23 protein-coding genes are annotated in these 22,393 nt (G+C 69.6%); 7 read left to right on the top strand and 16 right to left on the bottom strand.

The window, feature by feature from the left end:
* Window positions 1–15: 15 nt before the first annotated feature.
* The 13 genes from BKK81_RS23575 to BKK81_RS23515 all read right to left on the bottom strand — a co-directional run bounded on the left by BKK81_RS23575 (window position 16) and on the right by BKK81_RS23515 (window position 12,287).
* Window positions 16–3,072, bottom strand: a complete 3,057-nt coding sequence (locus BKK81_RS23575) for a phage tail protein (RefSeq protein ID WP_071018169.1) — start codon at window positions 3,070–3,072, stop codon at window positions 16–18.
* A gap of 145 nt (window positions 3,073–3,217) precedes the next feature.
* Entirely contained in the window at window positions 3,218–3,619 is a 402-nt protein-coding gene (locus BKK81_RS23570) for a DUF6950 family protein (protein WP_156811430.1), read from the bottom strand.
* Window positions 3,616–4,170: a hypothetical protein gene (locus BKK81_RS23565; RefSeq protein ID WP_071018166.1), complete on the bottom strand. Its 555-nt coding sequence runs from the start codon at window positions 4,168–4,170 to the stop codon at window positions 3,616–3,618. The genes BKK81_RS23570 and BKK81_RS23565 overlap by 4 nt, the downstream gene beginning before the upstream one ends.
* Window positions 4,167–4,790 carry a hypothetical protein gene (locus tag BKK81_RS23560; RefSeq protein ID WP_071018164.1) on the bottom strand — a complete coding sequence of 208 codons (624 nt, stop codon included), beginning with the start codon at window positions 4,788–4,790 and terminating at the stop codon, window positions 4,167–4,169. The genes BKK81_RS23565 and BKK81_RS23560 overlap by 4 nt, the downstream gene beginning before the upstream one ends.
* 3 nt (window positions 4,791–4,793) lie before the next feature.
* A complete protein-coding gene (locus BKK81_RS23555) occupies window positions 4,794–6,149 on the bottom strand; it encodes a phage tail tape measure C-terminal domain-containing protein (RefSeq protein WP_071018163.1) in 1,356 nt (451 codons plus the stop codon).
* Between the two features lie 2 nt (window positions 6,150–6,151).
* Window positions 6,152–6,484 (bottom strand): phage tail assembly chaperone, encoded by a 333-nt coding sequence (locus BKK81_RS23550; protein ID WP_071018161.1) that lies wholly within the window; start codon window positions 6,482–6,484, stop codon window positions 6,152–6,154.
* Between the two features lie 11 nt (window positions 6,485–6,495).
* Window positions 6,496–6,912, bottom strand: a complete 417-nt coding sequence (locus tag BKK81_RS23545; RefSeq protein ID WP_071018159.1) for a hypothetical protein — start codon at window positions 6,910–6,912, stop codon at window positions 6,496–6,498.
* Between the two features lie 73 nt (window positions 6,913–6,985).
* Window positions 6,986–8,194: a phage tail tube protein gene (locus tag BKK81_RS23540; protein WP_071018157.1), complete on the bottom strand. Its 1,209-nt coding sequence runs from the start codon at window positions 8,192–8,194 to the stop codon at window positions 6,986–6,988.
* Window positions 8,195–8,268: 74 nt separating this feature from the next.
* Window positions 8,269–8,673: a phage tail terminator-like protein gene (locus BKK81_RS23535; protein WP_071018155.1), complete on the bottom strand. Its 405-nt coding sequence runs from the start codon at window positions 8,671–8,673 to the stop codon at window positions 8,269–8,271.
* Window positions 8,674–8,925: 252 nt separating this feature from the next.
* On the bottom strand, window positions 8,926–9,486 hold the full coding sequence (locus BKK81_RS23530; protein WP_071018154.1) for a hypothetical protein: 561 nt from the start codon (window positions 9,484–9,486) through the stop codon (window positions 8,926–8,928).
* Window positions 9,487–9,576: 90 nt separating this feature from the next.
* Entirely contained in the window at window positions 9,577–10,959 is a 1,383-nt protein-coding gene (gene dnaB / locus BKK81_RS23525; RefSeq protein WP_071018152.1) for a replicative DNA helicase, read from the bottom strand.
* Window positions 10,956–11,903: a hypothetical protein gene (locus BKK81_RS23520; RefSeq protein WP_071018150.1), complete on the bottom strand. Its 948-nt coding sequence runs from the start codon at window positions 11,901–11,903 to the stop codon at window positions 10,956–10,958. The genes dnaB and BKK81_RS23520 overlap by 4 nt, the downstream gene beginning before the upstream one ends.
* A 72-nt stretch (window positions 11,904–11,975) precedes the next feature.
* Window positions 11,976–12,287: a hypothetical protein gene (locus BKK81_RS23515; RefSeq protein ID WP_156811429.1), complete on the bottom strand. Its 312-nt coding sequence runs from the start codon at window positions 12,285–12,287 to the stop codon at window positions 11,976–11,978.
* Window positions 12,288–12,482: 195 nt separating this feature from the next.
* Between BKK81_RS23515 and BKK81_RS23510 the strand changes: the two genes are divergently transcribed.
* The 3 genes from BKK81_RS23510 to BKK81_RS35600 all read left to right on the top strand — a co-directional run bounded on the left by BKK81_RS23510 (window position 12,483) and on the right by BKK81_RS35600 (window position 14,031).
* Window positions 12,483–13,391 carry a S24 family peptidase gene (locus tag BKK81_RS23510; RefSeq protein WP_231908204.1) on the top strand — a complete coding sequence of 303 codons (909 nt, stop codon included), beginning with the start codon at window positions 12,483–12,485 and terminating at the stop codon, window positions 13,389–13,391.
* Window positions 13,392–13,542: 151 nt separating this feature from the next.
* Window positions 13,543–13,728 carry a hypothetical protein gene (locus tag BKK81_RS23505; RefSeq protein WP_071018147.1) on the top strand — a complete coding sequence of 62 codons (186 nt, stop codon included), beginning with the start codon at window positions 13,543–13,545 and terminating at the stop codon, window positions 13,726–13,728.
* Window positions 13,729–13,797: 69 nt separating this feature from the next.
* A complete protein-coding gene (locus tag BKK81_RS35600) occupies window positions 13,798–14,031 on the top strand; it encodes a hypothetical protein (RefSeq protein ID WP_156811428.1) in 234 nt (77 codons plus the stop codon).
* On the opposite strand, the gene BKK81_RS23500 is transcribed toward BKK81_RS35600, so the two are convergent.
* Entirely contained in the window at window positions 14,012–14,374 is a 363-nt protein-coding gene (locus BKK81_RS23500) for an antibiotic biosynthesis monooxygenase family protein (RefSeq protein WP_071018145.1), read from the bottom strand. The genes BKK81_RS35600 and BKK81_RS23500 overlap by 20 nt on opposite strands.
* Window positions 14,375–14,674: 300 nt before the next feature.
* Between BKK81_RS23500 and BKK81_RS23495 the strand changes: the two genes are divergently transcribed.
* The 3 genes from BKK81_RS23495 to BKK81_RS23485 all read left to right on the top strand — a co-directional run bounded on the left by BKK81_RS23495 (window position 14,675) and on the right by BKK81_RS23485 (window position 17,680).
* The gene (locus tag BKK81_RS23495; protein ID WP_071018144.1) at window positions 14,675–16,627 is read left to right on the top strand and encodes a S8 family serine peptidase; all 1,953 of its coding nucleotides are present in this window, start codon (window positions 14,675–14,677) and stop codon (window positions 16,625–16,627) included.
* A gap of 18 nt (window positions 16,628–16,645) precedes the next feature.
* Complete coding sequence (locus BKK81_RS23490) at window positions 16,646–17,176, top strand: hypothetical protein (RefSeq protein ID WP_071018142.1); 531 nt, start codon at window positions 16,646–16,648, stop codon at window positions 17,174–17,176.
* 132 nt (window positions 17,177–17,308) lie between these two features.
* On the top strand, window positions 17,309–17,680 hold the full coding sequence (locus BKK81_RS23485) for a hypothetical protein (RefSeq protein WP_071018141.1): 372 nt from the start codon (window positions 17,309–17,311) through the stop codon (window positions 17,678–17,680).
* Window positions 17,681–17,745: 65 nt separating this feature from the next.
* Here the strand turns inward: BKK81_RS23485 and BKK81_RS23480 are convergent, their stop codons facing one another.
* Entirely contained in the window at window positions 17,746–18,876 is a 1,131-nt protein-coding gene (locus BKK81_RS23480) for a helix-turn-helix domain-containing protein (RefSeq protein ID WP_071018140.1), read from the bottom strand.
* Window positions 18,877–19,059: 183 nt separating this feature from the next.
* Window positions 19,060–20,862, bottom strand: a complete 1,803-nt coding sequence (locus tag BKK81_RS23475) for a GGDEF domain-containing protein (protein WP_083384379.1) — start codon at window positions 20,860–20,862, stop codon at window positions 19,060–19,062.
* Window positions 20,863–21,431: 569 nt separating this feature from the next.
* Between BKK81_RS23475 and BKK81_RS23470 the strand changes: the two genes are divergently transcribed.
* On the top strand, window positions 21,432–22,292 hold the full coding sequence (locus tag BKK81_RS23470; protein WP_071018138.1) for a flagellar brake domain-containing protein: 861 nt from the start codon (window positions 21,432–21,434) through the stop codon (window positions 22,290–22,292).
* Window positions 22,293–22,393: the final 101 nt, after the last annotated feature.

Raw genomic sequence — 22,393 nt, 5'->3', positions numbered from 1 at the left:
TGTCGAGAAAGGTGGTTAATAGCCGACGGCATCCCAGTCGAACCGTCTGGAGACGGGCGCGCCGGCGCTGTTGAAGAAGCGGATGGTGAACCCGCTGCGACTCTTGCCCGCGACCGTGAAGAAGTCGCCTTGTGCCATGTCCTGTGCGGTAACACCGAGCGAGGGCACGATGCGGAACGGCCGCGCGAAAGCGATCGCGTACGGCGCCGCCGGCGCCACCACGTCGCGCGCGTAGTCGCGCCGGTCCGGCATATCGACGCTCACGGCCAGGCCGCGCACCAGCACGTTGTGCGTGGGCGAGGCGCTGGCCAGCTCGGCCTTCCACTGGAAGGCACGCGCCTCGTAGTCGCCCACGGCGAAACGCTGCCAGGGCGACCAGGCCGGCGAGCCGCCCGGGTCGTCGGCGGTGGTGCGCACATAGAGCGCCACCGCGGTATCGCTGATGCGGTCGCCGTCGATGGACTGCCAGCCGTCGATCCGCTCCAGACGGAAGTCGAACAGGTCGCCGGTGTCGAAGGACACGGTGTCGATCGCCGCGGTCAGGCGCGAGCTTTCCACCACGCCCAGGTCCAGCGCACCGGCAAAGGCGTAGCTGCCGTGCTCCACGATGCCGCCCAGCGAATCGACCAGACCCCAGCCACCATTGCCGACCACCGTATCGACCGGACCGATGCCATCCACGCGCGGCTGGCTGTCCCACAGCCCGCTGGCGTCGACCGGCCCCTGCTCGTCGATCAGCGCGCGCCCGACCAGCTTGATGCCCCCCAGCGCCGCGTCGTAGACGATGCCCTGCTTCGAGCCGGCAAACTGCGGCTGTTCTGCCACCGTGGCCACCACGTTGAGGTCGAGCAGCGACGGCGCGGTAGTGGTCACCTGAGCAGCATGCAGCGACTCGTTGCCGCTGGAGTCGATCCACTTGGCCAGGTAGGCCCCCTCCAGCAGCGGCAGCTGCGCGGCGTTGGCCGAGCCGGCGGTATAGCCGCCGATGTCCACGGCGCTGTTCCACGAGGGTTGCTGCAGGTCGGTCGTATGGCGGATGCGGGCCTGCCCGCCGTTGCGCACGTCGAGATCCACCGAGGCATCCCAGCTGAGGTTGGCGAAGCCGTTCAGCACCGCCAGCGACAGTCCGCTCACGTCGTGCGGCGGCGCCGACTTGCCGATCACGCGGTGCGCCGGCGAGTAAGTCCAGTCCGGGCTGCGCACACCGATGGCCGAGACATAGCGCGCCCGCACCATGTAATAGGCCAGGTCTTCCACCGGCGCCAGGTAGGTACTGGTAGCGCCGGCCGGCAGCGCGGGCAGCGCGGTCCAGCTGGTCTCTTCCAGCAGCTTGAATTCCAGCTCGATCCGCCCGCGCTGCCGCAGCGTGACATCCTGCGCCGGTGGCCAGGACACCAGCACGCGCGAGATCACCACGCCGCTCTGGCTGAGGATCAGTTGCTCCTCGCCCGAATCCATGCGGATCTGCCCGACCGTCTCCACACGGAAGGGATTGGGCAGATTGGTATCCGGCGCCGGATCCGAGGTAGTGGCGTCGCCATGGTTCCAGTCGTACACCGCGGCGGCCTCCTCGTTCAGCACCAGGTCGACGCCGCCGTCGTCGGACATCTTCCATGACATCACGCGGAACACCTTGTCCTGCCAGCCGAACTTCGCCAGGTTCAGCTTGACCGTGCTGTAGGCTGACAGCTGGAAGGCGCTCAGCTTGGCCGGGAACTCGACCACGATGCCCTGGCGCGAGCGCTCCAGGATGATCTTGGCCAGGCGCTGTGCCGTCACGGTGTCGATGGTGAACGGCAGTTCGATGTCGCGCTCGATCACCTCGCCATCCTGCTGCGCGTACAGCGCATTGCGCTGCGGCGGGAAGTCACCGGGCTGCCAGTTGCCGGACGGATTGATGAAGGTGCCCTTGACCGCATTGAAGAGGTCGCGCCGCGACATGCGCGGCTGCACCTTGACCTGGCCGCGCAGGTCGTCCTCGCTCAGCGTCACCGTGGGGATGTCGTAGGCGCCGGCAAAGACGCGGAACACCCCGCCGGAGATCACCACCGCGCCGGCGCCGGCCGTGGTCATCTCGGTCAGGTTGTCGCGCGGCGACTTGTCCAGCATCACCACCCCGTTGCAGCGGTAGCGGGATTCGCTGCGGTCGTTGCCGAGCGGGACCAGTTCGTCCGACACATTGGCCGCCGCGCGCACCGTCGCCGCATCGACATCGCCATCGCCGCAGGCGAATCCGCGCGCATCCCGCAGGTAGTCGTAGACGCACAGCGCCCAGTTGTCCGACCACGTCGTGGTGCCGTTGCGCGGGTCGTAGACACGCTTGCCGCGCACCAGCGCCTTGATGTTGGGCAGGCCGTTGGGGAACAGGTCGGCGTCGTACTCCAGGCGCACGTAGAGATAGCAGACGCCGCGCAGGCGGTGCTCCCGGGTCCAGCCGGGCACTTCGGACACCAAGTCATCATCGGCACCCTGGTCTGACGAGCCAAGATGGCTGCGCACCTTCACGTAGGCCTTGGTACGGCGTCCGTCGAACGTCAACGCAAACGCTCGGGTGTCCTCCGGAAAGTCATCAATCCTGACTTGGCTCGCATTCCCGGCGACCACGATGCCCTTGACCGGTACGCTCCGGGTAGCAGCGCGGCTATCCTCGCCCTCGACCGGAAGGAGTGCCACCAGAGAAATGATGTTGCGCACCTCTTCACCGGCCTCGATAGTGACCGACCGCTGCCCAGCCTTCACAGGCCACTCGACTGTCTTCGACTCGTTCCACTCCTTGAGGAATCGGCCACCGACGGGAAAGCCCTTGGCATCCAGCCTTCCTACGGCATCCTCGCCGAGGTAGATCTCTTCAATGTCCTCGCACTCGTGGTCCGCCAGCGCCACCACCAGGTGCATGAACTGGTTGGCCCGCCCGTCACCATGCGTGCTGGCCGCGAACACCAGCGGGCCGGACGTCATCGCCCTGCCGTAGACCAGGTTGCGGGGCTGGACGTTGGAGCGGACGATCTGGGTCCGGCCCTGGGCTTCGCTGGTGAAGCTATTGGGAATCCTGGGCTTGAAAACAGCGCCCATGACGGCACTGAATGCGGCAGATGCCCCGAACATCACGACGGCATACGTGATGGCAGAAACAACCTCTGCGGCAATACCAGTAACTGAAAGTGCCCCGACAACCCAGCTCGCGATTGCGGCTATGCCTTCTGCCATGCTCCACCTCTTAGATTTTCCATGCCGCCTTCGCGGCACTCATTGGTAGAAAGACAAGCCCATTGCGCGCCTGGACCGCGATCGCGCTTCCGAGGCACAATGCGAGAGCTTCGCCCTCCGGAGCGTCGATAAGCACGATGTCACCGCGACCAGCCTGCATCGCGGCAACCGGCTCGCCCAGTGTCAATCTGGCGAACCCGGCGACGCCGCCATAGTCGCGCAGCAAGCGCAGCGCCGACTTGTCGGATGAGTAGGCCCCACGCCAACGAACTGCATGATCGACACCAGTCATCTCCAGCACTGCGTCGGCCACGAACATGCAGCAATCACTGGACCCACGTGCAAATGCTCGGTCGCGACGCGCTTCGATGAACGCCGCGAGCCGGCTCGGCCAATCGTTGAACCGTTTCATCCACGCCCCCAAATCAGTTGCTTTTCCACCATCTGCGACACGTACTCGAAACCACGGTCTCCGGGAAACCTGCTCTGCTGATCCTCATGGTTGTAGCGCCGCGTCCTGGCTCGCTCCCAAGCGACCATGCGCGACTCCGCCGATAGCGTGATGGTTGCCGTTTCCCCCACCGAAGTGTTCATCGTGTCCATCCTCCCCGCGAACAGCCGAACTGGTTCACCAAACAGCCGCAGATCCTCCCGCAGTGGCGCGAACCAGATCTGGCAAGCCTTGCCCTGGTACTGCTCCGCCAGCGTGATGGCGATCAGCTCGGGCGGCACGCCCGCCAGCGTGAGGCGCACGCCGATGGCCTCGAGGCCGGCCTGCTCCTGGATCGGCTCGATGCCGCCCAGCGCGCCGATGCCCAGCCACGTGGCGCCGTTCCACTCGATGTCGTAGCCGGCGCTGCACACGCGCAGCGGCTGGGAGAAATCCATCTGCACGAAGAACAGATAGGGCACGTGGCCCGCGCGTACCGCCGCGGCGGTGGCCTGGTCGAGGGGGCGCGTCATGCCGGCACCTCGATGAAGTCCACCGCGAAGGTCTCGTGCCGCCAGGCCGCGGTGCTGACGAACTCCCAGGTATCGCTGGCCGGGCGCATCAGCGCCTTGGGCTTGTCGAGCGCGATCGAGGAGCGGTCGGCGGGCGCGCGCCGGAACGGCGGTGCCACCGGGATCTGCGCCAGCCCGGCGGCGTCGCTGGTGACGTCCGCCGTGACGAGCTTGAGCTCGCCGCCGGCGGCGATGAACTCGCCGGCGCGCAGCACCAGCGTGGCGGCCGGCCAGGCGCGCGACGGCAGCAGGCGGAAGTCGCTCAGCGCGCCGTTGACCTGCGGCGCTGCCGCGCCGGCCAGCTCCGGACGCGCCGCGACGATGGCGGCGGCGGGTGTGCCGTGCGGCCACAGGTAGAGGCGGCCCGCCATGCCGTTGAGCGCGGCCAGCAGCGCCTTGAGCCGGCGCTGCTGCGGTTCGCTCAGCGTGGAGAAGGTCAGGCGCGCCCGCCACAGCGCGCCGGGCCGCTCCACCGTCTGCGTGGCCCGGTTCAGCGGCGAGGTGAAGCTCTCGGTGTTGGACTGCAGTCCGAACATCGCGCCGGACGGCAGGAGGTCGTCGGGAAAGGTCAGGATGGCCATGGCTTATCGTCTCTGGGAAAACTGGCCGCCCCGGTTGATGCTCTCGAGGATCTGGGCCTTGGTCTGCTGCTGGCTCTGCTGGATCGCGGCGATCACGTCGGCGCGGTCGGAGCGGCTGTCGATGTTGTAGGTGTTGTGGAAGGTGATGGCCGGCGCGGCGCCAGACACGTCTCCCGGACCGGGCAGGGCCGTGTCGGGCAGGATGCGGCCTGCCACGTCGGGCACGAACAGCTCGGGGCGGCCGCGTTCGCCGATCAGGTAGGGCTGGCCGGCATCGACGTTGCCACCGCTGGCACGTATCGGAGTGCCAACCGGCATGCTCATGTCAACGGGAGTACCAGCCATATCCGTACTGGCAGCTTCCCCACCGATCAGGCTGCCGATGAGGCTAATGCCCATCTTCGCTAGTCCGGAGATCGCTGCACGCGCCTGGATCTTGATCAGATCTGCAATAACCGACTTGGCAAACTCGCCAAAATCGAGCTTTCCGGTGGTAGCAAAAGTCGCCACGGCATCGCCCATCTTGCTGAACGCGTCGGAGAAGAGCGACTCCACCGCACCGGCGACGCCACCAGCGGAGCCGAGGTAGTCTTCGAGTCCCTTCTGCGCGTCGCCGAGCCAGCCTGAGAAGGTATTGATGCTGGCCTTCTTCGTCTTGCTATCGCCGGCGCCGGCGCCGGCCTCCGCGGTCGTGGCAGCGCTGACATCCGCGCTGCCGGCCGCCGCCTCTTGGGCCGCCTGTGCGGCGCCTTGCTGATCCTGCGCACCGCCGGAACCTGCGCCGGGAGTGGAAGTGCCTTCCTGCTGTGGGAACAACCAGTCCAGCAGGCCGACGCCCCCCTTGGCCAGTTGGGACAGCCCGACTTTGCCGACGGATTTGCCGAGCGACTGCAACGCGGTCTTGCCCGCTGCCGGCAGACTGAACTTGCCGGTCTTGGAGTAGTCGACGATGGCGTCCTCGAAGGCCGTCAGGGCATCCTTGACGCCGTTCTGGACCGACCCGGCTTCGACCCCGCTGTTACCCGCCTTCTTCTGCATCGCACTGCGGGCCGGATCCACCACGTACTCCCGGAACAGTCCACCGAGGCTGGTGGCGCTGGCGCGGTTGGCGCGCTCCAGCGCGTCGGTGGACTGCTTGGCGCGGTTGACCGCCGCCTCGTGCTGCTTGAGCGCGCTCTGTGCGCCGGTTGCGGTGGTACCGGTCTTGGCCAGCCCGGAGGCGGCCTTGTCGCCGTCGCCCGCCATCTTGGCGATGCTGCCGGTGGCGCGCTCGAGCGCCCGCACGAAGCGGTCGACCGCGTCCTCGCCGCGCTTGAGCGCGGCACTGTCGAGGGCGATGCCCAGGGTTGCGATTTGCATGGTTATCCCTTGCGCTGGTAGGCCGCCGCCATCACCACACGGTCGAGGCGGCGGATGGCGTCGAGCTGCCAGTGCGCCGGCCGCTGGCCGAGCAGGGTGAAGTAGGCGTGGATGTCGGAGTAGGTGAGCGGCTGTGGCATGGGCCTGCCGCGGCGGGCCGCGTTGAGGTCCGCGAACCACGTCCACAGCTGCAGGCCGGCCGCCGGCAGCGCCGGTCCCGCCAGTTCAGGCAGGGCGCGGCCACTCTGGCGTGCGGCCGCCTCGAGGTTGTGGCGGACGGACGAGCCGTCGGGCAGGCGCGCGTCGAGCACCGCCTGGTGCTCGGCGTAGGCCACCAGCTCGTCCGTCAGCGCGCCAAAAAATTGGCGGTCTCCGCCGCGGCCGCGTAGACCTGGCCGCGCGCCTCGGGGTTGATGGTGTACAGCAGGCGCGCGTGGTCCGGCGTGCAGGGTTCGTCGATGCCGCGCCAGGCCAGCGTGCGCAGCACCGCGCCTTCGATGGCACGCGCCTCCTCGTCCTCGATCGGGTCCGGCGCCATCTTCTCGCCCTTCTTGGCGGCGACGTAGGCACGCTCGCGCCGTTCGTTGATCAGCTTGCGGTTGGCGGCCATCACCGTGTCCGAGTGATCGCCCAGCACGGTGATGAAGACGCCGAGGCCGTCACCGGCGGAATTCTTCAGTTCGAACTCGTGGCCGGCCTCGCTGGCCCGCACCAGGTTGAGCGAGGCGAGCGGACGCGACGATGCGCCCTGGCTTGTTTCCATGGTCTTGCTCCGGGGAAAGTGAAGGAAGGCGCGGTGGCGGCGCACAAGCGCCGCCGCCGCGCCGGGGCCACTGTCAGGCCAGCGAGTCCTGCACCGACAGCGTGGTCTTCTCGCTGGCAGTGCCGGTGCCGCCGGCGGTGTTCAGCAGCGCCTGGAAACTGAAGGTCTGCACGATGCCCTTCTCGCCGTCGTCCTTGGCGGCGCTGCTCAGTTTCACGCGCGGCAGGTTGAAGGCGATGAAGTCGGCATTGGCGGCATTGCTGGTGGTCAGCGCCGCCACGATGCCGACCTCGCCCTCGCCGACGAAGGCATCGCGCAACGTGCCGTCCTGGAAGTAGGCGGTGAACTGGCCGGTCACCACCAGCCGGCCGGGGAAGAAATCGGGCATGGTGTTCTGCCCCACCACCGGATCGCCGCTGAGATTGCCGTTGACCGACACGCTGAGGCCGGTCACCAGCCCCACCTGCAAACCCCCGACCAGCAGTACGCCGTTGACGGCGGCCACCACGCCCGCAGCGGTCTCGGCCGCAGGCGCGGTGAAATAGGCGCCGGTGCCGGTCTTCATGTCGATGCCGCGCAGCTGCGGCGAGATGGTTGCCATGCCGATGGCGGGCAGGCTCACGTCGAGCTGGCCGACCTTGCAGTCGGTGAACTGCTCGGACTGGTTGATGTCCGCGTACCAGTGCTCGAAGGTCAGGTACTTGTCGGTGTGGCCGCTGGCCGGCACGAAGGTCTTCTTGCCCTGCACCGTGACCGAGGCCGAGGCAATCGGGCCTTCCGCCACCAGCGCGCTGCCATTGAGCACCAGCACGTTGAGCACGGTGGCGGTGAGCGACACCACCAGCAGGTTCTTGGCGGCATTGGCGGCGTTGAAGCCGCCGGCGAGCCGCACCACGTCGCCGGCCTTGATGCCGTCGGTGAGGAAGGAGCCGGCGGCGCGCGTGACCGTATAGGCCGGGCCGCTGCCTGCCACGGTCAGGCTGGCGCCGGACACCACCGCGCCGGCGCTGAAGTCGCGCCGCAGCGCCGCGGCGATCAGGTCGGCATAGGTGCCGGGCGACAGCTCGCCCTTGATGGTGCCTTCGACGCGGCGCACGCCGTGGCGGAAGTCGGCGATCTGCTGGTCGGCGCGGATCTCCTCCGACTGGTAGCTGTCTTTCACCAGCGACAGGTCAGAGGTGACACGGCGCAGGATCTGGCCGCCGGTCGAGCCGGCCGCGACACCCTGGCCGGTTTGCGCCTTGTAGCGCAGTTGCTTGTACAAACCCTTGGCAATCGGCATGGATAGGCTCCAGGAAAAGAAAAAACCCCGCGCGCGGCGGGGCTGGTGGCAAGGTGGAAAGAGAGCGGGCGGCGTCAGCCGCCCAGGTTGGCCAGGTAGTCGATGCTGACCGGCACGCAGTAGCGGTCGCCCTCGATGGCGCCGGCACCGATGGCCGGCGTGGTGCGCACGATCACCTCGACGCCGTCGGCACGCAGCGTGGTGGCGCGGGCGAACCACTGGCGCAGCGCGTCGGCCTGGGCCTGCACGGCGGCCGTGCCGCTGTCCTGCGGATAGCACAGCGTGACCTTGTAGAGACCGACCTCGCGGAAGGCAGCGCCGTAGCTGGCGTTCTCCGGCGTGGCGGGCGTCATCAGCACGCGCTGGTAGGGCACGCCGGCGGCGGGCGTGAACGGCTGGTTCTCCCAGGCCGTGGCCAGCGCGGGCTGCATGGTCTTGAGGCGTTCTTCGAGCGCCTTGCGGATGGCGACGGTACTCATCTCGGGGGGTCTCCTGCGAGGCAATGCATGGGAATCGGAACGGTTGCATCGATGGCCGGCGCAGCAAAGCAAAAAGCCCGCGAGGCGCTGGCCTGGCGGGCTGGATTCGCTGCGCTCCGGTCCGGCCACGGGCATCCCTCCATCGGGATGCTGTGTCTCGGTCTGAACCGGTGCGCCGCGCTGGGCAATCAGTAATCTGGGTTCAGATTAGAGGACAACCGCACAGCGCGCAAGCTTTTGCACCGTGTTTTTTTACGCCATCGCGCATGGCGCGGCGCGCACCGTGAGCACGCGCCGTGCGGGCAATGCGGAAGGCGAGGAAGGCAAATGCGGTGCGGGCTGTGCGGACAGTGTCGCCGCCTGTTGCACCGCCTGTTGCACCGCCTGTTGCACCGCCTGTTGCACCGACTGCCGTGCCACCTGCCGCGCCAGTTGCCGGCGCGCGTCGTCCAACGACAGCACATGCATCATCACGCGCTGAGCCTTGGCCAGGCGCGCCTCCCAGTGGCGCAGCGTGCTGGGCGCGGCGCCGTACTTGCGCACCAGCACGCGGCACACCATCTCGGCCTCCATGCGGTGCACATAGTGGTATTGCAGCAGGCGCTTGGCGAGCGGGTCCTGGATGCGCTGCCAGGCGCGCTCGATCCTCCAGCCGTCCTCGATGTCGCGCGGCAGCAGCGGGATCGCGGCCTGCCGCTCGGCGGCATCGCGCAGCGCGGTCGCCACGCGTGCCCACGATGCGCAGCATTGCGGCTGCCAGCGCGGATCGCGTACCACCCTGCCCCAGTTGTCCAGCCGGTCTTCGATATTCATGATCGCTCCTGTGGTGATCGGCCTTGGTTCGGCCCTGCTTCGGTTGCAACGCCCGCCCGCGCCTGGCGCGGGCGCCGTGCATGGCGTCCTTCATAGATCCTCGCGGATCGCCCGCGCGGGGCGCGGCGCCGGCGCGCGGTATCCCGCCGGTGCGTCGAGGAAGCGCGTGGTCTCGCCGTGGTAGGCCAGCGGCACGCTGCCGGTCTCGCCCTGGCGCTGCTTCTCGACCAGCACCTCGCACATGCCGCGCGCTGGCGACTCCGGGTGGTAGACCTCGTCGCGGTAGAGCAGAAGGATGATGTCCGCGTCCTGCTCCAGCTCGCCGGAATCGCGCAGGTCGCCCATCAGCGGGCGCTTGTTGGCCCGGCTCTCGAGACTTCGGTTGAGCTGCGCCAGCGCGATCACCGGAATGCCCAGCTCCTTGGCCAGCGCCTTCAACCCACGCGAATAGCTGCCGACTTCCTGGCTGCGGTTCTCGCTGGCGCCACCGCTCATCAGGCCGAGGTAGTCGATTACCAGCAGGTCGAGCCCGTGGCGGCGGCGCACCATGCGCGCCTTGGCACGCACGTCAGCCAGCGACAGCGCCGGCTGGTCGTCGAGGAACAGGCCGAGCTCGGCCACGCGGCTGCGCGCCGCCGCCAGGCGCCGCCAGTCCTCGTCGCCGAGTTGCTCGGGCTGGCGCAGGCGCGGCAGCGGCACCTCGGCCAGCATGGCTAGGTTGCGCTGGTGCAGCTGCGCCTTGGGCATCTCCAGCGACAACACCAGCACGCTGTGGCTGCGCGCGGCGTGGCAGGCCACGTTGAGCGCGAAAGCGGTCTTGCCCATGGCCGGGCGCCCCGCCACGATGACCAGCTCGCCGGCGCGCAGGCCGCCGCCGAGCTTGGTGTCGAGCGCGCGAAAGCCCGTTGCCAGCGCCTGGTGCGCGCCGGCCGCCTGCTCGCGCAGCGCGCCCAGGCAGGCGTCGAACTCCTCGCTTGCGCGCACCGGGCGCGCCATCGTACGTTCCTGCGCCAGGGCTTCCAGCCGTGCCTGCACGCGGTCAAGCACGGCGCGCGCAGGTTCGCCGCCTGCCACCAGGGCCGGCAGGTCCGACGCCACCGCCAGCAGTTGCCGCTTGAGCGCGCGGTCGCGCACGGTGGCCGCGTAGCGCGCGATATTGGCACTGCCCGGCGTCTGCAGCGCCAGCGCATTCAAGTAGGCCAGGCCGCCCGCGTGGGCGTCCAGTCCGTGCGCGGCCAGGCGTTCGAAGACAGTGACCGCGTCGGCACCGACGCCATCGGCAAGCAGGGCGACGATATGGCGGAAGATCGCCGCATGGTCGGCGCGGTAGAAATGCTCGGGCAGCAGCCAGCCGGCGCGATCGATCGCGTCGTTGTCGAGCAGCAGCCCGCCCAGCACGGCCTGCTCGGACTCGATGCTGTGTGGCACCGCGCCAGCCGTCACCGCCGCCAGGCCGACGTCGCGCGCGCTCATGCCGCCTCCTTGTGGTAGCGCCCCTCGCGGATCTTGGCGAAGTTTTCGGCCTTGACGATCCAGTCGAGGCTGGCCACGAACGGCGGCTTGCCGGCGCTGGGCGCACGGCCGGTCAGGAAACGGCTCTCGGCGATGTAGGCGAACAGGCGGCGCCAGTAGTCCAGCGTGCGGCGCCCGGCGTCCTCGCTCCAGCGCGCGCGCAGTTGTGCCTGCCGCGCCGGCGTCCAGTCGCGGATGCGCGGACACATCGGCAGCAGCTCGTGGTAGAGCGCGACGATGTCTCGGTGCGGACAGTCGGCGCGGCCGCGCTCGGACGCGGCGGGTAGCGTGGCTTCGGCAATCCCCTCGCCGGCAGCGGTGGCCACAGGTAACCCGCCAGGGTTACCCCTTTCCTGGTCCTTCCCCTGGTCCTTCCCCTGGTCCTTCCCCTGGTCCTTCCCCTGGTCCTGCTCATGCCCTTGCTCCTGCTCCTGTTCATGGCTCGCAAGGGCCAGGCAAGGGGCTTCGCCCGGTGCCGGCGCACCGCGGCACCGGCTCAGGTGGAAATCGGTGCGGTACTGGTCGAAGAAGGGGAGCAGGAAGGGGTTGTCCGGCAGCGCGTTGTACTCGTTCTGCGCGCCGGCGCAGCGCTTATCGGCCGCGCTCAGCGCCCGGCCGATCTGGTAGTGGGCCATCTCGCACACCCACACCATTTCGGTGGCCGGATCGTAGCGGCAGAAGCCGGCCTCGATGCAGCCGGCCAGCCCCGCCGACGCAGCATCCATGCCCAGGCCGGTCTCGTGCGCGATATACATCACCGGCAGGTAGTAGAGGCCGAGCATATTGGCATGCGGGCAGGTGGTCAGGTAGAGCGCCACCAGTTGCGCGGGTGCGCCGTGCGCGCGCAGCCGCCTGCCGGTCGGCCCCATCCAGAACTGCGGGCTGATCTTGCCGTAGTCACGCATGGCGGCCCTTCCCGTCCATGCCGGACGCCATGGCCGGCCCGCGCAGGGCGCCGTGCCCGTGCCGCGGCGCCTTCATCGCGCCCCCTTGCGCCCGAGCAGTTCGTGCGGCTTGCCGGTGGCGGCGCAGCGCCGCAGGCCGCGTACCTGCAGGTAGCCGGCGTCGAGCAGCTCACGCACGCGTCCGCACACCGACGACAGGCGCAGGTGGGTGCGTGCGGCGATGTCCTCGCGCGTCAGCAGCACGCCACCGCCGTCGAAGCAGTCGATGACCATGCGCTGGCGCGCGCTGAGACCCGCTGCGCCACCGGCGCCCGGCGCCGTGTTCGCGGCCGCGTCGCCCATCGCTGCGCCGGCCTCCGCTTTCCCTTCCCTTGCATCGTTCATGGCACTTCCCTCCTGTTGAAAGGGCAGGCCCGCACTGCGCGCGCGGCCCGCCGGACCGCCCTGGCGCCGCGTGGCCGGGTTGGGTCGGATGCACTTTCGGACGATTCTATTACCATATTGGTAACCATTACAAGACTCGTCTGTTACCATGAAGGTCTATTTACCTTCTCGGTCAAACCGGGTTCAATCACGCGCATGAAGTCGATCAAAGAAATCCGCCGCGAGAAGTTCTCGATTGCCATCGCCGAGAAGTCCGACGGCAACCAGTCGCGCGCCGCCCAGGCCCTCGGCTATTCCACCCCCTCCCTGGTCAACCGCTACCTGAGCGGCGGCAAGGACATTGGCGACCGCACCGCGCGCAAGATCGAGGAGACCTTCGGCTATCCGCAGTTCTGGATGGATTCGGAAAGCCGGCCGGCCGTGCCGCCGGCGCAGTCGGACGGCCTGGCCGCGCGCGTCGGCTTCGTGCTGGAACGGCTGGGCATCCGCAAGAAAGAACTGGCGGCAGCGGTGGGCGCGCCGGAATCGGATGTGCAGGAATGGGCCGAGGGCAGCCGCAAGCCGACCCTGGTCCAGGCCACCGTGCTGCAGGAGCGCTACCAGGTCAACGCTGTATGGCTGCTGACCGGCAAGGGCCAGCCATCGCCGGCGGTGGCCTACAGCGACGACTGGCACCCGATCCCGATCGCGCCGCAGGCATTCAAGAAGATCGCCGTGGTGGCAATGGCCCAGCTCGGCGACAACGGGCACTTCTGCGACCTGGAATACCCGGTCGGGCACGGCGACGGCTACCTGCATTTCCTCAGCGCCGACCCCGATGCCTATGGCCTGCGCTGCGTCGGCGACTCGATGGAGCCGCGCATCCGCGACGGGGAATTCGTCGTGGTCGAGCCCAACCAGGCCGTGGCCAGCGGCGACGAGGTGCTGGTGAAATCGCGCGACGGGCGGGTGATGGTGAAGATCCTCGGCTATACGCGCGACGGCTACACCCACTTCCTGTCGATCAACCAGAACCACAAGACGGTGAAGATCCGGGCCGAGGAGATCGAGCAGCTTTCCTTCGTCTCGGCCATCGTCAAGGCCTCGTCCTGGCGCCCCGACTAGGCGGCAGGGGGTGGCGCCGGGCTGGCTGTGACCCCATAGGACAAAGACAGCCAGCCGAATTGTTACCTTTTTGGTTCCAATTATCAGAAGTGTTTGGTAAGATTCCGTCGGTCGCCGGCAGCGGTGGCCGACCCAGGCAGGAGGAACATCGATGACCGATCAGGACAACCCGGGCAAGGCGCAGGACAAGCGGGCGCGCAACAATCGCTGGCTGTTCCGCGCCATGGTGGTCGCGGTGGCGGCGATCGCGGTGGCCAACCTGCTGCTGGGGGAAAACGACGACGATCACGACGACGGCTGCGCGCCTTGCGAGCGCCTGCCGGTCAGCGACACCTGAGTCGCCGCCGCCTGCGGGACTCGGGCCCTGCCTTCATTCCTTGCGGCAAAACTCGCGGAAAACCGACGATTGCAGACCATTGACCAGAACCGGCATCCGAGCCGGCAGCCGAACCAGCACGACGCGGCCGCGAACATCGTGGCCGTCACCCGCCAGGCCTGGGGCCTGGTGCCCGCCCCGGGGCCTTATTCCTCCTCGCCCCCCTCCCGTTGCGCCGGCTCGGACCGGCCGGCGGCGCAGGCCGCCCCGCTGGCACAGCCAGCACACTCCGCACAACCGGCGCTCAACGGGGCGGCCGCCTGAGCGGGTGCGCCTGCCGGCTGTCCTCCGGCGCCGCCTCCCGCTCGTCCAGCCCGTAGTCGCGCAGCACCTGGGCCACACGCAGCCGATAGCCGGCGAATACGCCGGCGCGACCGGCCGCCTGCGCGCGCCGGTGCGCTTCCACATTGCGCCAGCGGCGCACGGCCTCCTCGTCACGGAAGAAAGACAGCGACAGCAGCTTGCCGGGCGTGCTCAGGCTCTCGAAGCGCTCGACCGACAGGAAGCCGTCGATGGACTGCAGCGTGGGTAACAGCTGCGCGGCGAGGTCGAGATACTGGTCGCGGCGGCCGGGGGCAGGTTCGACTTCGAAGAGGACGGCGATCATGGCTGGTTTCCAGGCAAGGGATGGGGCATGACAGGGAATCGGCAACGATTCCGGAACGACATGCCGCCAATGTGCCAGCGCCGTGCGCCGCCATGTTTCATGCTGTGATGAAGCGTGGGCCGCCCCCTCCGACCCGCTGAGACGCACGGCACGATTTTCCGAGACGCCCGGGACAGTACGCGCGGCGCGCTCCTGCAACAATCCCCGCCGGCCCGCCGGCCGCGCCGCCACCAGAGCGGCCCGCAGGCGGCCCCCTGGCCGAGGCCAGGACACTCGATTGATCGACAGGGGGGTAAATCCATGCTGTTCTCCTACACCAGGAACCTATCGCTGACGCTGCTTGCGGCGGCCGCGCTCGCCGCCTGCGGCGGCGACAACGCGGACAGCGGCACCACGAGCGCCGGCGGCACGCCGGCGACGGGCGGCGGTGCCACGGCACCGGCGTCCGGCTGCGCCGAGACCGGCGTCGATGCGCGCTACGCCTGCCAGACCGGCAGCACCGAGCCGCTCTATGCCTACCAGTGGGCGCTCAAGCAGGCCACCAGCTTCTTCCGCGCCTTCACCGGCACCGCCGATGGCGTCACCGACATCAACGTCGAGGAAGCGCACGCCGCCGGCTTCAAGGGACAGGGTGTCAACGTGCTGGTGCTGGACGACGGCATGGACATCGGCAACGAGGACCTGGCCGCCAACGTCAACCGCGCCATGACCCACAACTTCGACGATGGCGGCAGCGACCCCACGCCGGCCGATATCGCCGCCAACATCGACGAAGCGCACGGCACGGTAGTCGCCGGCATCATCGGCGCGGCGCAGAACGGCAAGGGCGTGATGGGCATCGCGCCGCGCGCGGTGCTCGGCGGCGCCCGCTTCATCGGCCCGGCCAAGGCCGATCCCCTCAAGGCCTACGGCGGCGCCGACTGGTCGAGGTCGGCGCACATCATCAATGCGTCCTACGGCGACAACCCGAAGCTGCCACTTGCCTATGACACCGGCGAGGACGCCTCGCCGCTGATCCGCGCCTTCCCCAAGTTACGCGGCGGCAAGGGCCTGGTGATGGTCAAGGCGGCCGGCAATGAGTTTGCCGACACCGGCGAGAAGCCGACGCGGTACTGCGCTTCGGTCGGCGGCCAGGGCGGCGTGGTGAGCTGCCAGAACCCGGCCAACGACACCGATGCGCTCGAGCCCGGCGTGATCGTGGTCGGCGCGGCCAATGCCCGCGGCGTGCGTGCCTCCTATTCGAGCGCGGGCTCGGTCAACTGGGTGACGGGCCTGGGTGGCGAGGGCGGCGAGGCCGGCCGCTACGGCGAAGCGGGCAGCGGCCCGACCATCTTCTCGACCGACCTGCACGGCTGCGCGCGCGGCTACGCCCGCACAGGGGTGAGCAAGGTGAACGACTTCATGGTGGCCGGCAGCGTGACCAACCAGAAGGACAACGCCAACTGCGACTACGCCAGCATGAACGGCACCTCGGCGGCCACGCCGACGGTGACCGGCGTGGTGGCGCTGATGCTGTCGGCCAATCCGAACCTGAGCTGGCGCGACGTGCGCGAGATCCTGCGCGCCACCGCCAGGCCCATCGATCCTGGCTATGGCTCGCGCGATAACCGCAACCAGCGCGTGAACCTGCGCGACAGCAGCTTCACCGGCTCGACCGACGCCAGCCTGGTGGATGGCAGCCGCAGCGCCCGCGTGGACCTGGGCTGGCAGAAGAACGCCGCCGGCTACCGCTACTCGAACTGGTACGGCTTCGGCCTCGTCGACGCCGGCGCGGCGGTCAAGGCGGCGCGGGCCTACACGGCCTACAAGCCGGCGGAACTGACGGTGCCGGACTTCACCGAGGCCTTCAACGAGATCACCGAGTTCCGCTACGGCCAGGTGCAGAAACTCGGCCAGTTCACCGTGACCGGCAGCGACAAGGTGGATGCGCTGCAACTGCGGCTGAGCGGCTCGGTCTGCCTCGGCAGCGTCGGCATCTTCGTCAAGTCGCCGTCCGGCACGGTGTCGGCGCTGGCGGTGCCCTACAACGCCTTCTACGTGACCGGCGCGGCCGCAGCCGACCACTACGGACTGGGCAGCTATGCCTTCTACGGCGAAGCGGCGGCGGGCACCTGGGAGGTGTACGCGGTCAACGCCGTGCCGCTGATCGAAGGCCCCGGCCAGTGCAGGAACTACACGCCGCGGGACGGCACGTCCACCGTGACGCTGGCCAGCCCGCTGGCTGTCGAGTACCGTATCATTGCCGCCCGCTGAGGCGGCGGGGAGATCCAGATGAAGACCAATCCGTTCGACCGTGCGGCGTCCGGCGCCTGCGCCGCGGCCTTGCTCGCCGCCGTCCTCGCCCTGCCCGCCGTATCTGCCGCTGCCGCCGACACCGGCTACGCCATCGGCACCCGCCTCAGCCAGGCGCAGCAGGCCGCGCTCGGCGGCGCGCGTGAGGTACAGATCGGGGGCCAGGCCTACCGCGTGCTGCCCGACACCGACAGCAAGCCGCGCACGCTCAGCAGCGGGGCGTCGGCCGCCGAGGCCACCTCGCTGGTGGTCAATGCGCGCGGCGTGGTGGGCGAGTCGCGCAACGAGGTGCTGGTCTCGCGCGTGCCGGTGCAGGCCGTGCAGCAGGCCGTCGGCCAGCTCGGCATCCGCGCGGTGTCGGTGCAGTACTACGACCACATCGCCATCAGCAGCCTGCGCTTCGCCAGCTTCGAGGACACCGCCGCCGCGCGCGAGCGGCTCAAGTCCCTGCTGCCCGCCGACGCCGGCGTGGACGTGCCGGTCCGCTACAGCAAGAGCACGGTGCGCTGACCCTGGGCTGACCCTGGGCTGACCTTGAGCAAACCCGCTGCCGGGCCCTTTGCCGCTCCTGCAGCGGGCCCGGCGCGGCAATTCGCGCCGGGCCCGCCCCTCCTTCACCGACGGTTCCCCTTTCCGCCTCCCATGCGCCATCTCTACCGCCTGGCGGCCTGGGCGGCGCTCGCGCTGCTCGCCGGCGCCTGCGCTTCCTACCGCTATATCCCACCGCAGACGGCCGCCGGCCGCCAGTGCGTCACCACCTGCGACACCAACAAGCAGCTCTGCGCCGCCGGCAAGGAGCAGACCGCCGCCGTCAAGGCACAAGCCTGCGAGACGCGGCGTGCGACGCAGCTTTCGGCCTGCCTCGCGGTGGCGGGCAACGACAAGGCTGCGCGCGAACAGTGCGCGAAGAAGGTCGGCTACTGCTCGACCTACGCCGACACCAGCGCCTGCGACGAGGGTTATCGCAGCTGCTACGTCCAGTGCGGCGGCCAGGTGGTGCTGGAGGAGGACTGAGCTGGAGGAGGACTGAGCGGCACCGGGCACCGCGCATCGGGCCTCCGGCCGGCTGGCGATAGCGGCTAGGCGCGCTCGCCTGCGTGCCGCAATCCCGCCAGCCAGGCCTGGATCAGCGCCGCCTCGCCGGCTTCGGCGTCGGCCACGCCGATGCCGGCGGGCGGGCGGGCCGCGTGCGCAGAGAGCACGCGCACCTCGCGCGGACTGAGGCCGAAGCGGCGGCGGAAGGCGCGGCTGAAGGCGCTTTCGCTGGAAAAGGCATAGCGGTAGGCCAGTTCTCCGATGGCCGGCGGATGCGCGTGCGGACGCGCCAGTTCGTCGAAGCAGTGATCCAGGCGGCGGCCCTGGATGTAGGCGTGCACGCCACCATCGTCGTCGAACAGGCGGTACAGCGTGGCACGCGACAAGCGGAAGGTGCGCGCGATCTGCGCGGCCGACAGCGTCTCGGCGCACAGGTGCGCGTCGACATAACCCTGCACCAGGCGGCGCATGCTGCGGCGCGCCGCGGTCTGCGCCGGCAGCATGCCGTCATCGAGTGCGGCCGCGCCACCTTCGAGCAGCACCAGCGCTGCGCGCACGCCGGCCGCCATTTCCTCCGGCGTCAGGTCGGCGCCGTGTTCCAGCAGCTCGGCCAGATGCGAACCCAGCAGGCGCGTGGCGGCGCGCGCCGGCTCGAGTGCGGCGCCATGCAGGTCGCGGCGCCGCAAGGACAGCGGCAGGTGGTCGCGCGGCACCACCAGGGTCAGGTTGGAGAAGGCGCCCGCGCGCGAATCGAGCGCGCGGCCCAGGTCCAGCACGCTGACCGAGCCGGTCGCTGCATGAACCTGGCGTCCGCCGTAGTCCCCCTCGACCGCCCCGGCGAGATAGCACTGGATCAGGATGTGGTCGACCTGGCTGCGGCGGATATCGCCGGCGCCACGCCGGAACGCGTGCGCCACCGACGCGCTGCAGCGCGAGATCAGGCTGTCGCCCAGGTGCACCGCGTCCAGTTCGCCGCGGAAGGCCGCGGCATCGCCGTCGATGTCGATCGTGAACAGCGGTGCCAGCGCCATGCGCCAGGAAGCGGTGGCCTGCGGGTCGGCGCCACCGTCCAGCCGCACCCGCAGCCGCGGCACCGGTGCGCGCGCGGCGGCGTCCGCCAGCGGGGTGCCGGTGCGGGCGGATGCGGAGCGGGAGGCGGATGCGGCAGCGGACAAGAAGGTCTCGGTGATCGGTGATCGGAACAGCGCGCGCGCAGTTCATGGAACCGAGCACGGATGCGCGGGGAAAAGTGCAGATAGGATCATAGCGAATGCCCCTCGCCATGGGAATGGCCGGCACCGTGAGCGGCCCGGCCGTCTTGCCGGATTCCGCCTCCGCCTCAGCCGCCTCAGCCGCGATCAGGCGACGGGCGCGGAGCCGGCCGTGCCGGCACCCGGCTCGTCTTCCACCGCGATGCCATCGCGCCCCGCGTCCTTGGCGCGGTACAGCTGCCGGTCGGCCCGCTTCATCAGGTCTTCCAGCCAGGCCGCCTCGCCCGCGGCGGCGAAGGCCAGGCCGAAGCTCGCGCGGATGGCGATACCCTCGCCATTGTCCGCCTGCATGCCGGCATGGCCCAGCCGCTCGCGCAGCGCCTGGGCCTGGGCCACCGCCTCGCGGCGGCCGGGTACGAAGGCCAGCACCGCGAACTCCTCGCCGCCGACGCGCGCGACGATCTCGTCCGCCTGCCAGACCTCGCGGCAGAGACGGGCGATGCGCACCAGCACGCGGTCACCGGCGGCGTGGCCGTAGGTGTCGTTGATGCGCTTGAAATAGTCGACATCGAACAAGGTCAGTGCCAGCATGCGGCCGGCCCGACCCGCCTGCGCGCAGGCCGGTGCCGCCTGGCGCTCGAAAGCGCCGCGGTTGAGCAGGCCGGTCAGCGCATCGCGCTCCGCCTGCACGGTCAGTTCCTCGATCAGGCGGTGGCGCTCCTGCTCCAGCCGGGCCCGCTCGCTGCTGTGCTCCTGCAGCACCTGCACCGCCTCGAACAGTTCGCGGATCTCACCGCTGTAGTGCTGCGCCGGCGCCACCGCGGTGAACTGGCCGGCGGCGATGGCACGGATGTCGCGCGTGGCTTCGGCGAAGGGCTGCACCACCTGGCGGCGGAACAGCCGGGCACTGAGGAAAAAGGTGGCGATCACGGCCGAGAGCGCGGCACCGATGGCGGCCAGCCACGCCAGGCGGGTGTCGCGCCAGCGCTGCACCTGGGCCTGCGCCAGGTCCAGGATCTCATCGCGGAAGGCAACGATGGAGGCCATCAGCGGCACGTAGTGCTGCGTAAGCTCGGCCGTGGTCACGCCGGTGCCCGCCGGCGCGCTCGCGAGCACGCGCAGTTGCTCGATATAGGCCAGGCCCTCGTCGAAGTACTGGCTTTCCATGCGCTGGAAGGTGCCGTGCGCCAAGGCGGGATCGTTGAGCACGCGCGGCTGCAGCAGGCCGCGCAACTGGTCGATGGTGCCGCGCGTGCGTTCGATCGCGTACTGCTCGGCCTCCCCCAGCGGCCGGTGCGCGGCCAGGGCCGGCGCCAGCTGCGAGCCCAGCAGCCCGGCCTGCTCGCGCAGCACCGCGGCCAGACGCGCCGCCAGCAGGCGGCCCAGGATCCCGGGCGCCCCCTCGTCGACGCTGGCGGCGGCGGCGTCGGCGATCGAGACAAAGCGCGGGATCACCCGGACCATGCCATCGATCGCGTGATACAGCGAAGCGCTCGAACGCCGCGCGCGCGGCTGCCGCAGCAGGCTGTCGATGGTGGCGCGCGCCCTGACGAGGTCGGCCTGCGCGACCAGCACCGCGGCCCGCTCGGCACGGCACGGGGTGCAATCGGCCGCTGCCAGTTCACCCAGCAGGTCCGCGATGCGGGCATCGCTCTCGCCACGGAATGCCTGCAGCGTGGCCAGGCGCGCGCTCGGGATCGGCAGGTCTTCGCCGAGCGCGGCGTTGCCCGGACCGCGCTCGGCGGACACCTTCTCCATGGCGAGCAGCACGGCGCGGAAGATGCGCAGGTTCGCCAGCGCCCGCTCGGCGTCGGCGTAGGCGGCCCATTGATGGAGGAACAGCCAGCCGGACCCGGCCAGCAGGATGCCGGCCAGGGCGCCCGTGACGAGGCCGAAGCGGCGCTCCAGCGAGGAGGCGCGCAGGGCGGCGCCGAGCCTGCGCTTCAGCATATCGAGGGCAAACGGGCGCCGCCGGCCGCGGCCGGCGGGATACGGGCGGCGCAGGCGTGGCGACGGCGGCCACGCCCGTCTGGGTGGCGGTGCCGCCACCCGGCCCGCCACGCAGGCGCGCCCTGTCTGATACGGCGATGGGTTCTTGACATAGTGGGCGGGTAATCTCCGCGTTCGGCAATCGGCCGGGCCGTGACCGCCCGGCGCCGCCAGGCAGGCAGCCGGCCGTCGCGCGGTACCCGGATGCGGGCGGGACCAGTCCGCCCGCTCCGGCAGTGCGGACCCGGCCAGGCCGCACGCGAGCCTACTCCAGGAAGCGGATTTGACAGCACCCCACACTGGAATGGACTCTGCATGGTACCGGGCAGGCGTCCCCGTTTTACGGCACCGTCCCCGACAAATTGAGCGCCCGCCGCGCAAGCCCGGCGGGGCCGCCGGAGGGGCCGCACAGGTTGTGACGGCCGGTGCGCACCGAGGCTCTTGTGCGCATGCCCGGCCCTGGCCTCGGTCATCGGCAGACAGTGAAGGGCGGGTGGATTATTATCATCAGATGTAAATGGACATCAACCATGCGCAGGGAAGCGAAAGCAAGTGATATCGAACTAGGGCAGCCGTTGAAATCCGCGCTGCTCGACGAGTTGGGATTTCCGATTGCGGACCAGGGAACGGTCTTCCACAACCAGGAAGAACTGGCCCTCGCCATGTATGGCGGCCGCTGTTTCTGGGCGGACGATATGGAGCCCCTCGGCGCGGACGAACCGGCATCCCCGCTGGGCGACCGCTATGGCCTGGTGGTCGGCACCCTGCTGCACGTAAAGCGTCCCGGCGATGCCAGCCGGGCCGCCGCCAGCCGCCTGATCGGCTTCACCGAGAACGCGGCCTTCATCGCCTGGCCGAAGCTGGAGGGCCGCAACGCGGACGCACTCGACGGCGAGACGGTACTGCTGCGCGGCTTCACCGGCACCAGCATCCACAGCTTCTCGGCCCGCGTCAAAGCCAGCTCGGGCGCGCCGTTCCCCTACTGGATGCTCGACGAGATCAAGCACATCGACGCGCGCGAGATGCGCGGCAGCATCCGCGTGCCGGTGCGTATCGCCGGCACCTTGTCGATGGCCGACGGCAGCGCCGCGCCGGAGACGGTGCTCATTACCGACCTGAGCCTCGGTGGCGCCTCGCTGATGGCCGCCAGCGCCGCCCTGACCGCGCCGGGCAAGCCGGTGCAGCTCGCCTTCACGCTGCGCGCGGCCGGCCGCAACACGCGCTTCGTGCTCGACGCCCTGACCCGCGACGAATCCAACACCGACGAAAGCGGCCCCTTCCACTGCGTCGGCGTCGCCTTCGATGCCTACGACGAACGCGAGGCCCTGCTGCTGCGCTCCTTCATTCACGAGCAACTGCTGGAAAGCGCGACCCTGCGCACCAAGGGCTGAGCGGCGGCGGCGCGGCCGCTGCCACTGCCACTGCCACTGCGGCCGCCCCGGCCTTCTCCTCTCTCTCCTGCCCCCGGCCTATACTGGAATCCTTGTTTCAC

It is taken from the genome of Cupriavidus sp. USMAHM13 (assembly GCF_001854285.1).
GTDB lineage: Bacteria > Pseudomonadota > Gammaproteobacteria > Burkholderiales > Burkholderiaceae > Cupriavidus > Cupriavidus malaysiensis.
The sequence above is the reverse complement of the archived record's forward strand: the minus strand, read 5'-3'. Positions and strand labels throughout refer to the sequence as shown.